The 15065-nt window shown below is 33.6% G+C and carries 10 protein-coding genes; 6 read left to right on the forward strand and 4 right to left on the reverse strand.

Going from position 1 to position 15065, the window contains the following annotated elements; all coding sequences use genetic code 11:
- The first annotated feature begins 107 nt into the window (after nt 1-107).
- The 5 genes from SHI72_RS07500 to SHI72_RS07520 all read left to right on the forward strand — a co-directional run bounded on the left by SHI72_RS07500 (nt 108) and on the right by SHI72_RS07520 (nt 5292).
- Entirely contained in the window at nt 108-629 is a 522-nt protein-coding gene (locus tag SHI72_RS07500; protein WP_039112058.1) for an RNA polymerase sigma factor, read from the forward strand.
- A 46-nt stretch (nt 630-675) separates the two neighbouring features.
- Entirely contained in the window at nt 676-885 is a 210-nt protein-coding gene (locus tag SHI72_RS07505; RefSeq protein WP_323489590.1) for a hypothetical protein, read from the forward strand.
- A 12-nt stretch (nt 886-897) separates the two neighbouring features.
- A complete protein-coding gene (locus SHI72_RS07510; RefSeq protein ID WP_323489591.1) occupies nt 898-1740 on the forward strand; it encodes a FecR family protein in 843 nt (280 codons plus the stop codon).
- 98 nt (nt 1741-1838) lie between these two features.
- On the forward strand, nt 1839-4448 hold the full coding sequence (locus SHI72_RS07515) for a TonB-dependent receptor (RefSeq protein ID WP_323489592.1): 2610 nt from the start codon (nt 1839-1841) through the stop codon (nt 4446-4448).
- A gap of 4 nt (nt 4449-4452) precedes the next feature.
- Nucleotides 4453-5292 (forward strand): DUF4249 domain-containing protein, encoded by an 840-nt coding sequence (locus tag SHI72_RS07520; protein ID WP_323489593.1) that lies wholly within the window; start codon nt 4453-4455, stop codon nt 5290-5292.
- A gap of 267 nt (nt 5293-5559) precedes the next feature.
- Here the strand turns inward: SHI72_RS07520 and pgl are convergent, their stop codons facing one another.
- The 4 genes from pgl to SHI72_RS07540 all read right to left on the reverse strand — a co-directional run bounded on the left by pgl (nt 5560) and on the right by SHI72_RS07540 (nt 11197).
- Entirely contained in the window at nt 5560-6276 is a 717-nt protein-coding gene (pgl, locus tag SHI72_RS07525; protein ID WP_039112054.1) for a 6-phosphogluconolactonase, read from the reverse strand.
- Nucleotides 6260-7795, reverse strand: coding sequence for a glucose-6-phosphate dehydrogenase (zwf, locus tag SHI72_RS07530; protein WP_039117361.1), 1536 nt, complete (start codon nt 7793-7795; stop codon nt 6260-6262). The genes pgl and zwf overlap by 17 nt, the downstream gene beginning before the upstream one ends.
- A gap of 28 nt (nt 7796-7823) precedes the next feature.
- Complete coding sequence (gndA, locus tag SHI72_RS07535) at nt 7824-9233, reverse strand: NADP-dependent phosphogluconate dehydrogenase (RefSeq protein ID WP_039112052.1); 1410 nt, start codon at nt 9231-9233, stop codon at nt 7824-7826.
- 356 nt (nt 9234-9589) lie between these two features.
- Complete coding sequence (locus SHI72_RS07540; RefSeq protein WP_323489594.1) at nt 9590-11197, reverse strand: class I SAM-dependent methyltransferase; 1608 nt, start codon at nt 11195-11197, stop codon at nt 9590-9592.
- A 688-nt stretch (nt 11198-11885) separates the two neighbouring features.
- Between SHI72_RS07540 and SHI72_RS07545 the strand changes: the two genes are divergently transcribed.
- Nucleotides 11886-15059, forward strand: coding sequence for a SusC/RagA family TonB-linked outer membrane protein (locus tag SHI72_RS07545; protein ID WP_039112050.1), 3174 nt, complete (start codon nt 11886-11888; stop codon nt 15057-15059).
- Nucleotides 15060-15065: the final 6 nt, after the last annotated feature.

Here is a 15065-nt window from a genome sequence, read left to right on the forward strand (position 1 = left end):
TTGTACCTAAAGGTTTATTAAAAAAATAAGCCTGTCAGACTTAGCTATAACTGTAATGTGCCATATTATTTTGGCGATTAGGTTAAGACTATGATCATATTTACGTTATGGACAACAGAAAGTTTATATTAAGTTTAAAAAAAGGGAATGAAGCATCTTTCAAGGAGGCTTATCTTAATTACTATGATAAACTGATAAACATAGCCAGACGATTTAATTTTACAGTACTTACTCCACAAGACTTTGTTCAGGAAACTTTTTTAAGATTATATAATAAAAGAGAATTACTTAATGAAGATGTTCTATTTGATAAACAACTGTTTACAATATGCAAGAACATCATTATTAACCATGTTAACCGAGAAAATAAAATAATTCAACTTGATACTTTACCATTACAAGTTGAAGAAGAGGATACAGAAACAATAATTTTTGAAGAAAGAAAAGAAAAACTTTATAATTTCATAAATCTTCTTCCGGAACAGCAACAAAAAATATACACTTTACACAAACTGGAAAACCTTAGTTATAAGGAGATTGCAGAAATGACGGATCTTTCTGAAAAGACCATTGCCAATCATATTTATCTTGCCAGTAAATTTATTCGAAAAAAAATAGAAGAGCATTAGGAACTTTTATGTTCTCGTTTGTTATAGATATAAACGGAAACATAAAATGCGTACTGAATCTTATAAAACAGATGTTAAAACCAAGGAAGATGCAAGCTTTATTGTAGTTCTCCTGCAGTTTATCATTTCTGATTGTATAATGAATTTTGATTTGGATAATAGTGACCATATTCTAAAAATCGAAACCAACAGAGATATTAAAGAAATGGTTTATGGTGTTTTTAATAAACAAGGATTTAATTGTCAAAAACTTTAACGCACAAAAGATATGGACGAAAAGAAATTAGAAGAGGAATTAAAAAAATTATGGGACGAAACTCCCATTACACATTCCGATACTGAAAAAGAGAATTCTTGGGAAGAGTTCCAATTAAAAACATTCCCATCTCAAAAACAAAAAAATAAACCGTGGCGCTATTATGCAGCAGCGGCAGTTTTAATTTTTGCTCTTATCGGAACTGGATTATACTTTACTAATGATCCGATAAGTAATAATATTGAAATTGTAGAAAATACAATTGAAAACTCTACTTCTATAATCAAAATTATTGACTTACCAGATAGTACAAAAGTAGAATTGAGTCCGAATTCTAAAATCATGTATGCCAGTAATTTTGCTATCAATAGAAAAGTAGAAATAAATGGAGAAGCTTATTTTAAAGTTAAAAAAGATAAAAAACATCCATTTCAGGTGTTTTGTAACGAAACTACAACTACAGTATTAGGTACCGCTTTTACAGTTAAAGGATATCCTCAAAAAGAAGTGGCAGTAGAACTTTATGAAGGAAGTGTTGAGATGAGTGTGAAAAACCAAGATAAAAAATGGATACTGAAACCTGGAGATAAATTTATCTACGGGAACGAAACTGCTTCAGTAACAGAATTTAACAGGTTTACGGATTTTGATAATGAAAAACTCAGTGTTATAAGCACTTATATCGAGTCTAATTATGGTTATAAAGTGACTATTCCGAAAGAATATTATGACCAACGAATTACTGTGCGAATAAATAAAAAGGAAGATTTAAAAACAATTGTTCTATTAATATCAGAAATGTATAACCTAAACTATGAAGTAAATGAAAAATTAAAACAGATTACTTTTCAATAGAAAAGAAAAGGATGCACTAGCCGCGAAACTAAACATCCTTCCTTAGTCAAGATAGTATAAAACTATCCATTTAATAATATTCAAAAATACAAAAATTCATGAAGCATATAATTTCAACATGCTTTTTTTTATTCAGTTGGACTATGTTCTCTCAAAACATAACCGTAACTGTAGATCAAACTGTAACATTAAAAGAGTTTTTTAAGCAAATTGAGAGTCAGACAGATTACAAATTTGCCTTTACAGATCAGATTAATATGAGCCAAAAATATTTTACCCAAAAAAAGGCTTATACTAATATCGAAATAAAACAACTTATAAATGAGCTTAACAAAAGCGGTTCAATCCACTTTTCGATCGTAGGTAATAATATTTTTGTAAAACAAAAAGTTACAAAAGGGTCCAAAAAGAATAAACTAACAGGGCAGGTTCTTGATCAAAATAGAGAACCTGTTATTGGGGCAAACGTATTTGTTGAAGAAATAGAAATAGGTGCCACAACCGATAAAAACGGAAAATATTCTTTAGACTTAGATAACGGAATTTATACTATTTTGGTTAGTTACGTGGGGTTTAAGAATAAAAAAAAACAAATTACGGTTTCTCAGGATGCAAAAAATGATTTCAGCATAGAGTCAGACAGTCAGGAGTTGGAGCAGGTAATTATAAGAACCAACAAAGCTGTTGATGTTAGAAACACCCAAATGAGTGTAAATAAGCTTTCGATGGCGGAGATTAAAAGATTACCGACTGCTATGGGCGAACCAGATCCTTTAAAATCATTATTGACGTTACCCGGAGTTACAAATGCCGGAGAAGCCTCATCGGGTTTTAATGTTCGTGGAGGTGCTGCCGATCAGAATTTGATTCTTTTAGATGGCGCTCCAGTATATGGTGACTCTCATATGTTTGGATTTTTCTCTATTTTTAATGCTGATGTTGTTAGCGGATTAGACTTATACAAAGGAGGAATTCCGTCTAAATTTGGAGGGCGAGTTTCTTCAGTTCTAGATGTAAGTCAGCAAACAGGAGATCTTAATGAGTATAAAGTAAATGGAGGTATTGGTCTTATATCGAGCCGACTTTTAGTACAAGGTCCTATAAAAAAAGATGTTGGTTCGTTTATTATTGCCGGACGTGCTTCGTATGCGCATTTATTTTTAAAACTCACTGATATTAAGAGTAGTGTCATGTTTTATGATATCAATGCCAAGTTAAATTATCGTTTGGGGGCAAATAATACAATTGCTTTTTCTGGTTATCTGGGAAATGATTTGTTTGATATTAACAATTTTTTCGCCAGTACATACGGTAATACTATGGGAACAGTTAGCTGGAAACATAAATTTTCGGAAAAGTTAAATACCAATCTTTCTGCTTTTTACAGTGATTATAAGTTTAATCTGCAAATACCATTTCAGAAATTTGAATGGGATAGTAAAATAACCAATTACGGGGTAAAATATAACTGGAATCACACCATATCAGAAAATTTTAAACTTAATTACGGTATTGATGCTTTATATTATGATTTTAATCCAGGAACTGTAAAGCCGTTTGGTCTTAATTCGGGATATAATTATAATCAATTAGATAAAAAATATGCTTTAGAAACGTCTGCCTATCTTGATGTAGAACATCAGGTTACAGAAAAGTTGAATCTTCGTTACGGACTTCGTTATAGTTCATTTTATCGTTTAGGTGGCGAAAGTATCAGTACTTACGAAAATGATCAAGCAGTAGTATATAATCCGTTATATCATATTTATGAAGAAGCAACACCAACCGGAAGTAAGTATTACGGAAAAGGACAAACCATTAGCAGTTTTAATAATTTAGAACCACGATTGGCACTATCATACGCTTTTAATGATGAAACTTCTGTAAAGGCAAGCTACAACAGGATGGCGCAATATATTCATATGTTGTCTAATACCCGTGCTCCGTTGCCTATGACAATCTGGACACCAAGCGGACCTTTTACAAAACCACAAATGCTGGATCAATATGCAATAGGATATTTCAAAAATTTTAAAGAACGGGAGTATTCTTTTGAAGGAGAATTATTTTATAAAAAAATTAAAAACCGTATTGATTACATTGATGGTGCAAATCTATTGGGTAATAATAATATAGAGCAGGATATCCTGAACGGAGAAGCCAGATCGTATGGTATGGAGTTATTATTCAGAAAAAATACGGGTCGTTTTACGGGATGGGTTTCTTATACTTTGTCTAAAGCTGAACAAAAAACTCCGGGAAGAACACCACAAGAACCTGGTATTGCTAATGGTGAATGGTATTTATCAGGATATGATAAATTGCATAATTTAAATATTACTGCAAATTATGATTTAAACCCAAAATGGTCTTTTAATGCTAATTTCACCTTACAATCAGGTCAGCCGGTAACATATCCAAACGGTTATTATGAATTTGGAGGAAGAAATGTGCCTAATTATACGTTGAGAAATGCTAACAGACTTCCTGCATATCACCATTTGGATATTGGTGCAACCTATACTCCAAAACCAGATAAAAAGAAAGGATGGCAAAGCTATTGGGTATTTAGTATTTATAATCTTTATAATAGGCAAAATGCTGCATCGATGATGTTTTCACAAAATACTAACTCGGGAACGAATGAGTCCAGACAACTGTCTATTTACGGATTAGTACCTGGTGTTTCTTATAATTTTAAATTTTAATAATATGCTAAGATTAAAAAAATACAACCTTAAAAGCAAAACAGTTACTTTATTTAGTCTTCTTTTTGTTTTACTTTTTTTATCCTGTGATAAGGTTGTTGAACTTGATTTAGAAACTGGTCCTCCCAGAATAGTTATAGATGCTGAGATAGTTTGGGAAAAAGGAACCAGCGGTAGCGAACAGACAATAAAAATAAGCCGAATGGCTCCTTATTACAGTGCTGTTGTACCAAAGGTTTCAGGAGCACACGTAAGAGTTGAGAATAGTGAGGGAACTATTTTTACATTCAACGAATCAGCACCGGGTTTATATACCTGCACTAATTTTGTACCCGTGATTAATATGGAATATAAATTATTTGTAGACGTCGATGGACAAAGTTTAACAGCAACCGAAAAATTAATTGCTGTCCCGCCAATAGACAAGATAGATCAGGAATTTATGCCCGATATAACAGGACCTGATCTTATTGTGGTAACATTTTATTACAAAGACCCAGCAGACCAGACCAATTATTATCTTACAGATTACAAAAGTGATCTACTTGCTTTTCCAGAATACACATCAACAAGTGATGAATTTGTTAATGGGAATGTAATAGATGAAAAATTTTCTGACTCAGATCTTAAGCCAGGAAAAGTTCTTGATATAACACATCGAGGGATTTCTAAAAACTTTTATAATTATATGAATTTAATTTTAGAGGTAACAAATTCGAACCCTTTTGGTGCAGCACCAGGTAATATTAGGGGTAATGTTATAAACACAACTGACACTAATAATTTTGCATTGGGCTACTTTAGACTTTGTGAAACAAATCATATTATTTACACTGTAAAATAAGAATTTAATTGAAGGTTGATTTGTAAACACCTCTTGTTAAGGTTTGGATTCCGTAGAGTTATCTCTCTACGGGACTTCAAACTTTTTTATTTTTATAGATTTATAAAGACCTCTTAATTAATTCGGATAGTATCGAAAACAGTATTATTACTAAGGTATAAAACAAAAAAAAGAGATAAAGAAGAAAATCTTCTCTATCTCTTTTTTATACAATATGCTAATTAGTCTGTAGTATAATTTTTAGTGAGAAATGTATAAAACAATTTCTTAATTTGTTCCAGCAGCACTTTTATCTACAAGAAATAATAATTCGCCTGAAACAGGTTTAATTAACTGCATTGGGTAAGTCGTAGGATTATATGTTCCTGTTGTAACTTCTTTTAATGCTGGCGCTTTTTTCTCTCCAAAAGCCACTACTACAATTTTTTCTGCTTTGTTTATTAATGGTGCAGTAAGTGTAATTCGATGCATTTTTTGAGGTTCAAGGTAGTAGGCAGAAACCCATTTATTTTGTTCCTCTAATACTGCTTGTCCAGGAAAAAGTGAAGCTGTATGTCCGTCGTCTCCCATTCCTAATAAAATAAGATCAAACTTTCCTTCATTTCCTAATACCTCTCTAATAGACTCTTCATAAGTAACTGCATAATCTTCTGGTGTAACACCAGCTGCATACATTTCAAATATATTAGCTTTCGGAATAGGAACGTGGCTTAATAATGCTGCATAAGACATTTTTGCATTACTAAGATCATCATTAAGAGGAACCCAACGTTCGTCACCCCAAAATATAAAAACTTTACTCCAGTCTATTTTAGTTTTATAATCATCAGAAGCTAATAATTTGTAAATCCCTGCAGGAGATGAACCTCCGGTAAGTACGACAGTAAATTTGTCTTTTTCTGCAATTGCTTTCTGTGCAGCAGCTACAAATAAATCTGCGGCTACAGTATTTATTTCTTCTGTGTTATTATATATCTGTATCATCTAATACTTCTTCTTTTATTTTATTTTGTGAGTTTTGAATCCAAGCGTGTCCTTGGCGAGCCAATAATTCGTCAGCTTCTTCAGGTCCCCAGCTTCCTGCTTTGTAATTAGGGAAATTGGTTGGCGCTATAGTTTTCCATACTTGCTGTATAGTATCAATAGCATCCCAAGCTTGTTCTACCTGATCCCAACGCATAAATAGGGTAGGATCTCCTGCCAGAGCATCGGCAATTAAGGTTTCGTAAGCTTCTGGTGACATTGTAGAGCAGGAAAAATAATCAAATATCATTTCTGCTGGTTCTAATGAAAGTGACAGTCCTGGTTTTTTGGTCATAAACTGCAACTTGATATCCATTGCAGGCTGAATATTAATAATAAGCCTGTTTGGTGTCATACCCTCTTTTCCATACGAAAATGAAGAATGCGGAACTGGTTTAAATTGTATGATAATAGAAGACTGTTTTTCTTCCATTCTTTTTCCTGTGCGCAAATAGAACGGAATTCCTTGCCATCTCCAGTTGTCTAAATAAATTTTCATCGCTACATATGTTTCTGTATTAGAATCTGGAGCAATTCCTTTATCCTGACGGTATCCCGGAACTGGATTTCCCTTTATAAAACCGGCATCGTATTGACCTCTTACAATATAATGATCAACCTCATCTGGTTTAATGCGTCGAATAGATTTTAAGACATCTGCTTTACGGTTTCGGATATCGTCTGCTTCTAATGATGCTGGTGCTTCCATAGCTGTCATACATAGAATCTGAAGCAGATGGTTCTGAATCATATCTTTTAATGCACCAACGCCTTCATAGAATCCGCCGCGTTCTTCTACACCAACTTCTTCGGCTACTGTAATTTGAACAAAATCGATAAAATTACGACTCCATAAAGGTTCAAACATCGAATTTCCAAAACGGAAAGCAAGTATGTTTTGAACGGTTTCTTTACCTAAATAATGATCAATTCTGTAAATCTGTTCTTCTTTAAAAGTGTGCGAAAGCATTTCATTAAGCTCAATCGCTGAAGTTTTATCGTAACCAAAAGGTTTTTCAATAATGATACGATCCTGCTTGGCATTAGCCGCAAGGCCAATTTTTTTAATATTACTAGATATTGTAGTGATAAAAGAAGGAGTAATAGAAAGGTAAAAAAGACGATTAGCGCGTTCTTCAAATGCCTGATCAATACTATTTATTCTTTCATTTAATCTTTGATACGATTCTTCTTTGTCTATATCAAAACTTTGGTAGATTATGTGCGAAAGAAATTCTTGAGTTTCTAAATCAGAAAGTCCTTTCTTTCTTGAAAAAGTATTTAGATTTTCTAAGACATAGCTACGAAAGTCTTCATTACTTTTTTCTGCTCTTCCCAGGGCAATAATCTGAAACTTATCAGACATACGACCGTCTAGGTACAGATTTTGAAATGCGGGAAAGAGTTTTCTCTTTGCCAAATCACCCGTTCCTCCAAAAATAACAATGATTGTTGGATTTATATTTTTGAACTTATTCATTTTAGTGTGTTGTGTTGCTTAAAGTTCTTTATTCAGACCATTGTGTATGGAAAACTCCTGTCGTATCAATACGCTCGTAGGTATGTGCTCCAAAATAATCACGTTGTGCCTGAATTAAATTTGTTGGAAGATTTTCTGATCTGTAGGCATCAAAATAAGCTAATGAATTCATTAGTCCAGCTACAGGCAATCCTTTTTGAACAGCAAATTGTACAACTGCTCTCATCCCAGATTGGTTTTCTGTTAATTTTGAAGCGATTCCAGAATCTAAAAGTAAGTTTGGTAAATCATTCTTAGTTGCAAATGCTTTTCTAAAATCTTCCAGAGCATTAGCACGAATAATACAGCCACCTCGCCATATCTTGGCAACAGTTTCGAGATTTAATCCGTAATTGTATTCTTTAGAAGCAGTATGAAGTTGTGCTAATCCTTGCGCATAAGTAACTACAATAGAAAAGTATAAAGCTGATTTTAATGCCGCAATTGCTTCACTTGTATTTACATCTGTTTCGGCAGCGTTCCAAGCTAGTTTAGTAGCGGCTTCAATTCGTTCCGGTTTAGTTTTAGACATATCACGCATAAAAACTGCTGCATCGATAGTAGGAACTGGGACTTGTAAATCCATTGCGTTTTGCGAAGTCCATTTTCCTGTTCCTTTAGATTTTGCCCAATCAGAAATTTTATTAATCAGCCTGCTTCCGTCAGTATCTTTTTCTTTCAGTATGTTTCCAGTAATTTCGATCAAGTACGATTTAAGATCGTTTGTTTGGTTCCATTCCTCAAAAGTTTTCTGAATCGTATCTTCATCCAGATTATAACCTCTTTTCATTAGGTCATAAATTTCAGAAATCAACTGCATAATTCCGTATTCGATTCCGTTATGAACCATTTTTACATAGTTACCCGCAGATCCGTTTCCTAAATATTCTACGCAAGGTTCTCCGTCTACTTTTGCTGCAATAGCTTCAAAAATTGGGCGAAGTCTCTCGTATGCTTTCTGATCTCCTCCAGGCATCATAGCCGGACCAAATCTTGCGCCTTTTTCTCCACCAGAAATTCCCATTCCAAAGAAGTGAATTCCCTTAGCAGATAATTCTAAAAATCTTCTGTCTGTATCGGTAAAATAAGTGTTACCACCATCAATTATAATATCTCCTTGGTCTAAATGAGGTAATAAGCTTGCTATTGCGCTATCAACAGGTTTTCCTGCAGGAACCAATAACATAATAGCTCTAGGTTTTTGTATAAGCTCTACAAAATGTTTAACATCTGTAGTAGCTTCAATTGTATGGTCAGAATCTGCTTCTTGTTGAAGTGAATTAACTTTTTCAGTATCTAAATCTAAACCTGCTGCCGCAAAATTATGGCTCGCAATATTCAAAAGTAAATTACGTCCCATTACACCGAGTCCTACGATTCCAAAATCAAATTTATTCATAGTTTTCAATTAACTAAAATTATTATAAAAATGCTTTTCCAAAAAAATGTAAGAAAAAAAACAGTAACGCTTTTTCATTCAGTTATTTGCGAAAAACAAAGTTTGTTTTAATCTTATATTTTAAGATTTACAGCGCTAAGTTAGAGAAAAATGATGAAACACTATATTATTTACTATCCTCTTTAAGCCTTTATTATGTTACTTTTTATGTGATAAAATAAATTTTATTGTCGAAAGTCTTTAGCAAATACAAAAAAACTCCATTAGGAATAATGGAGCTTTTTATGTTTAATATTTAATACATATGTTTTTTCTTTCAGACAGGGATTGTAAATTTATATAACTGAGATTATAGATTACTTTCCTTTTAATAAATTGATACTTACCGTTGCTATATCAGCATCTGGAAATCGTTTAAAAATTGATTTATCCGGGAATAATCCTGCTTCGGCAGCAACATTATTAAAAACATCTATCTCAACAATATATTGGTCAGAAAAACCATGAGTGGCATCGTACGCTGTTGCAGGAGTTTTACCTAAATTACTGGCAGCAAGTTTTGGATTTATGGTATGTAATTCGATAAGAAGCAATCCAAATTTACGCACATACGGCGACCATTTTTGTAAATGTTCCAGAAGATTATCTTCTACAAGGTTATTACTGACTCTTTTTCCTCTATAGGCAAATGCACCTGTAGATTCACTAATCCTGTCTTTGCGAATGTGTTCCGGATCTTTCCAAATTCGATTATGATCCAGAAAAGTCCTTACGTTAAGTAAATCTTTCAGATCAATATTGTAATTTTCTCTTAAATCATCCGAGAGCATATCCGGACGACCAATGTCTCCCCAAATTACCTTTGCCCAAATATCTGCTTTTATAAGATTGGCTCTGGTTACTTTCAGCGCAGCCTGATTATAATCTGCCCCAACGAGAAATAATGGGTATTCATCGAGCATTTTACCTCGCAAGGTTTGCCTGTCGATTACTTCAAAAATATGTTGCAGAAAGGCGCCATTACCACAACCCATATCCAGGATTCCTTTTGGTTGTTCTTTAATTGGCAAATTGAAAAGTTTAACGATAATCTCATCTACGACTTTAAAATAAGTGTCGTGAGCACCACCGCTGCCCCAAACATTCATTTCGCGATCAACGTGAATTTCATTTTCGCCGTCAGCGATCATTCTTAACGCGGCTGGGTCGCCAAAAATTAATTCTTCAATTTTTGCAAATGTTGGCAAGTAAGAAACTGTAACACCATAGGCACTGGCTCTTTTTGCAAAAAACAAACCGTCTTCGGTAAATTGATAATTGCCATTTTTTTCCAGAAACCATCCAAGATGTACAAAAAAGTCTAATATTTTTTTGAAATTTTCAGGAGATTTATGAAATTCTTCTGGCTTAAAAGAAGTCTCCATGAAATATTTATGAAACATTCCTTTCATTGCCAAACGCACTATCGTAGGTCCAATTAAATAGCCTTCTATATGTTTTAAAATCTGGGTCTGAATACTATTTATCAGAGTATCACTAGAAGGTTCAATTCCGTAGTTTTTTTTATATTTTTCAAAAATAGCATTGAGTTTTTCAAACGGCACATCTTCAAATAGGCGAGGGTGGAACTGGATAGAAAACTGAAGTAAATCAACAACATCTTCATAAAGATGAAACATTGAAAAAGCTATTGCTGTCTTTTCATTTACCGAAATTTTAATTTCCTGTTTTTGGTTATCGACTTCATAATCTAAGAAACCTTGAGAAGCCAAAATCCTTAAGCCTACATTTAGATAACCTTCATTTGCTTTAAAAGCGATTGCAAGTTCAGTTAGTTGTACTTGCTTTTTGTTCAGGATAAACTCTAAAACATCTTTATTTCTTAATGCGATTGCTACTGGTGCAACTGCTAAGCCGTCTAGATGTCTGAAAATGGAACCTCGGAGTAGTGATTTATCGGTCATAGTAAAAGGTTGAAGGTTTGATAAAAATAGTCATTTTTTTTAACAGAGAACATATCTGTTTTAGCAAATCGCACTAGAATGGTATATCACGTTTGATTCAGTAAAAACACGGCTTATTTTTGATAATAACACGGTTTGGAAACAGCTAAAATCTCTTATTATTGCTATCCGTTTAGAAAAAATCTTACACAACAGAAAAGTATATATTGATATTAACTATTTTATTTTTAGATATTTAAAAACTTCTGAATATTTTAATTAACATTTTTTTACAAAAAAAACAGTTAAAATTTTGGGACTAATTTTTTTCAATATACTTTTGTTCTATCAAATTAGTAGAATTTAAACTAAAATATAAATATAAAGTATTTCATTTTTTGAATAAGAGTAAGTCATTTATCGATCTAGATGACATATCGTTGATAAAAATTCTTCAATCTCTAATTCACGCAAATTTTTAAAAAGATAGGTTTTCAATTTTAGAGTTGAAATCTTATAAAGACCAATTCAAATAATAGTAATCCAAAATAAATAAAAATGAAAAGACGAATGCAATGCAGATAAAAAAAAACCATTTCTGTTGCAGCAGAAATGGTGAAGCTTAAAGAAATTGTACATCTCTATAAGGAAGCGAGAATGGATTAAATCCGTTTTCGGCTCGCCTTATTTATTAAACTAAAACAAAGTAATGAAAAAAAAATTAAATAGATATGCATGGCTATGCATTTTGTTGATTTCCATTGGGGTTAGAGCACAAGAAACCAAGCCATTAATTCAATCCAAACTAGAAGGAAAAGTAATCGATGCTATTACAAAGGAGCCTATTATTGGTGCTTCGGTAAATATTAAAGGTACTACACACGGAGTTATAACAGATACTGAAGGACAATTTCATTTCCAGACAGGACAAAAACTTCCTTATACGCTAATAGTAAGCTATATGGGATATAAAAAAACGGAAATTGTAGCTAATGGAAATTCAATAACTATTAATCTAACTGAGGAACAGAATGTATTATCAGAGGTTGTAGTTACTGCACTGGGTATTACAAAAGAAAAGAAATCTTTAGGATATACCACTCAATCACTTAAGGGCAAAGAGTTGGCAGAAACAAAAGAAACCAATTTCCTGAATAGTCTTACTGGTAAATTAGCAGGAGTACGTATTACAAATTCGCAAGGAGACATGGGGTCTTCACGTATCATTATTCGTGGTGAAACCTCTATATCTGGAAATAACCAGCCTCTATTTGTAGTAGATGGAATTCCGGTAGATAACTCACAGTTAAACGCTGGTGGAGCTACCCGCGATTTTAAAAATGCTATTGCCGATTTAAATCCGCAAGATATTGAATCATTAAGCGTACTAAAAGGACCTAATGCTGCTGCTCTTTACGGATCGCGTGCTGCACATGGTGTTGTACTTATAACTACAAAATCAGGAAAAGGACAAAAAGGATTGGGCGTAAGCTTCAGTTCGGGTATAACTATCTCTCAAGTTGCTACTTTACCTAAATTTCAGAATTCATTTGGACAAGGATCCAATGGGAAATTTAGCTATGTAGATGGTAAAGGTGGTGGAATTAATGATGGTGTTGATGAAAGTTGGGGACCTAAACTAGATGGTCGTCTTATTCCTCAGTTTTATTCAAATGGAGAAGCTGTGCCTTTTGTGGCTAATCCTGATAATGTGAAAGACTTCTTTAATACTGGTCTTACTTATGATAACAGTATTTCGGTAGCTAAATCTGATGAGAAATCAGATTTTCGATTAGGAGTAAATAATCAAAAACAATTAGGAACTGTGCCTAATAGTGAAATAAACAAAACAAATTTTACGGTTAATACTAATTATCAAATCTCTAAGAATATAAAAGTAGGGGTAACGGCAAACTATATTGTTACCGATGCTCCAGCACTACCAGGTGGCCCATTTGGTAACCGTGCTGCTGGTGTAATGCTACAGTTTCTTTGGTTCGGACGTCAGGTAGATATCAATGAGCTTAGAAATAATAGAGATGTAAACTGGAACAACAGCTATTATAGCAATCCGTATTGGAATGCTTATTATAATACTACCAGCCAGCAGCGTAACCGCTTGATAGGAGATATTCACTTAGATGCAAAAATTGCCGATGGGCTTAATTTTAAATTCCGTACTGGAGTTGACTATTATAACGATCGCAGAAAATACGAGATTAAATATGGTACTAATGGAACTCCTTTTGGGTCGTATGCAGAAGATGCTTATACGGTAAACGAAAGAAACACTGAGGGTATCTTGCAATATACCAAAAAACTGAGCCAGGATTTTAGTTTGGATGCTCTTGCCGGATTTAATATCCGTAACCACAGCGATGCAAACAATTATCAAAAAGCACCACGTCTGGCTGTACCTGATTTATACACATTGACAAACTCTCGAGATCCGTTAACTTCATCAAACACATTCTCAGAATTAAAAGTATATAGTGTATATGCATCAGCACAATTTGGTTATAAAAATTATGCTTTTTTAAACGTAACAGCACGTAATGACTGGTCATCGACATTACCAAGCAGTAACCGTTCTTATTTCTATCCTTCTATTAATGGTAGTTTTGTAGTATCTGATGCCTTTAATCTAAAAAGCAATACACTCGACTTTTTAAAACTACGTGGTGGTTGGTCTGAAGTAGGTAATGATGCAGATCCGTATCAATTGGCTACAGTTTACACTTTCAAATCTGCATTCGACGGAAATCCAATTCAAACCTCTTCTCAAAAGAAACTTAATGAGAACTTAAAACCAGAAACAACTCGCTCTACAGAGATTGGTCTAGAATCTTCTTTCTGGAAAAACAGATTACATCTTGATGTTGCTTATTATAACACCAATAGTTTTGACCAGATTCTGGAGATAAAAACTACAACTGCAAGCGGTTATAATTCGCAATTAATCAATGCAGGTAAAATAAACAATCATGGTATAGAAATTCAATTGGATGGAAATCCTATTCAAACTAAAGATTTTAAGTGGAATGTAGGCGTAAATTATTCAAAGAATATAAGCAAGGTAGATGTTCTTGACTATGAAGGAAACATTCAAAACTACACAATTGGTTCTTCTGGAGGTGTCGATGTATTAGCATCGGTAGGGCAAGCCTATGGCGCACTTTACGGTACTGCTTATCAGCGTGACGCAAACGGAAATATTGTAGTAGGGGCTAATGGATTACCAAAAGCTGATCCGCAAAAGAAAGTATTAGGACATTATACTCCTGATTATTTAGGTGGTATTACAAACACATTAACTTACAAGAATCTTGAATTTTCATTCCTTGTTGATGCTAGTGTAGGTGGGGAGCTTTTTTCGGGAACTAACAGAACTGGTAATTATACTGGTGTGCTAGCTCAAACTCTCCCGGGTCGTGATGCTGCCAATGGTGGATTAAATTACTACTATGCAGGTAATAACAAAACCTTATTAACAGGTGCAGCTCCAAATGGAGCAACTGTATATGATGATGGTGTTATCTTTAACGGTGTATATGCAGATGGAACTCCCAATACTCAGGTAATTAGTGCACAAGAGTATTATAAAGCATCATATAATATCAGCGAAGCTTATGTTTACAGTTCAACTTTTGTAAAATTAAGAGAAGTAAGACTTACTTATAATGTCAACAAAAACCTAATTAAGAAATTTGGATTGCAAGGAGCTAGTATTACTGCAACAGGACGTAATCTGTTTTTTATCTACAAAGACGTGCCCAATATCGATCCTGAATCGGCTTTTAATACAGGAAACGGACAAGGGTTGGAGAGTTTAGCCTTGCCAACTACCAGAAGTTTTAGCCTTAATGTTAATCTTAAATTTTAAAAACAC

Origin of the sequence: Flavobacterium sp. PL02 (assembly GCF_035013205.1) — a bacterium.
Lineage (GTDB): Bacteria > Bacteroidota > Bacteroidia > Flavobacteriales > Flavobacteriaceae > Flavobacterium.

What these genes read in the sequence shown, in the direction of transcription:
- SHI72_RS07540 (WP_323489594.1), bottom strand. Translation starts at nt 11,197, where the DNA reads ATGACCGATAAATCACTACTCCGAGGTTCCATTTTCAGACATCTAGAC.
- SHI72_RS07510 (WP_323489591.1), top strand. Translation starts at nt 898, where the DNA reads ATGGACGAAAAGAAATTAGAAGAGGAATTAAAAAAATTATGGGACGAA.
- SHI72_RS07520 (WP_323489593.1), top strand. Translation starts at nt 4,453, where the DNA reads ATGCTAAGATTAAAAAAATACAACCTTAAAAGCAAAACAGTTACTTTA.
- pgl (WP_039112054.1), bottom strand. Translation starts at nt 6,276, where the DNA reads ATGATACAGATATATAATAACACAGAAGAAATAAATACTGTAGCCGCA.
- SHI72_RS07500 (WP_039112058.1), top strand. Translation starts at nt 108, where the DNA reads ATGGACAACAGAAAGTTTATATTAAGTTTAAAAAAAGGGAATGAAGCA.
- SHI72_RS07545 (WP_039112050.1), top strand. Translation starts at nt 11,886, where the DNA reads ATGAAAAAAAAATTAAATAGATATGCATGGCTATGCATTTTGTTGATT.
- SHI72_RS07505 (WP_323489590.1), top strand. Translation starts at nt 676, where the DNA reads ATGCGTACTGAATCTTATAAAACAGATGTTAAAACCAAGGAAGATGCA.
- SHI72_RS07515 (WP_323489592.1), top strand. Translation starts at nt 1,839, where the DNA reads ATGAAGCATATAATTTCAACATGCTTTTTTTTATTCAGTTGGACTATG.
- zwf (WP_039117361.1), bottom strand. Translation starts at nt 7,795, where the DNA reads ATGAATAAGTTCAAAAATATAAATCCAACAATCATTGTTATTTTTGGA.
- gndA (WP_039112052.1), bottom strand. Translation starts at nt 9,233, where the DNA reads ATGAATAAATTTGATTTTGGAATCGTAGGACTCGGTGTAATGGGACGT.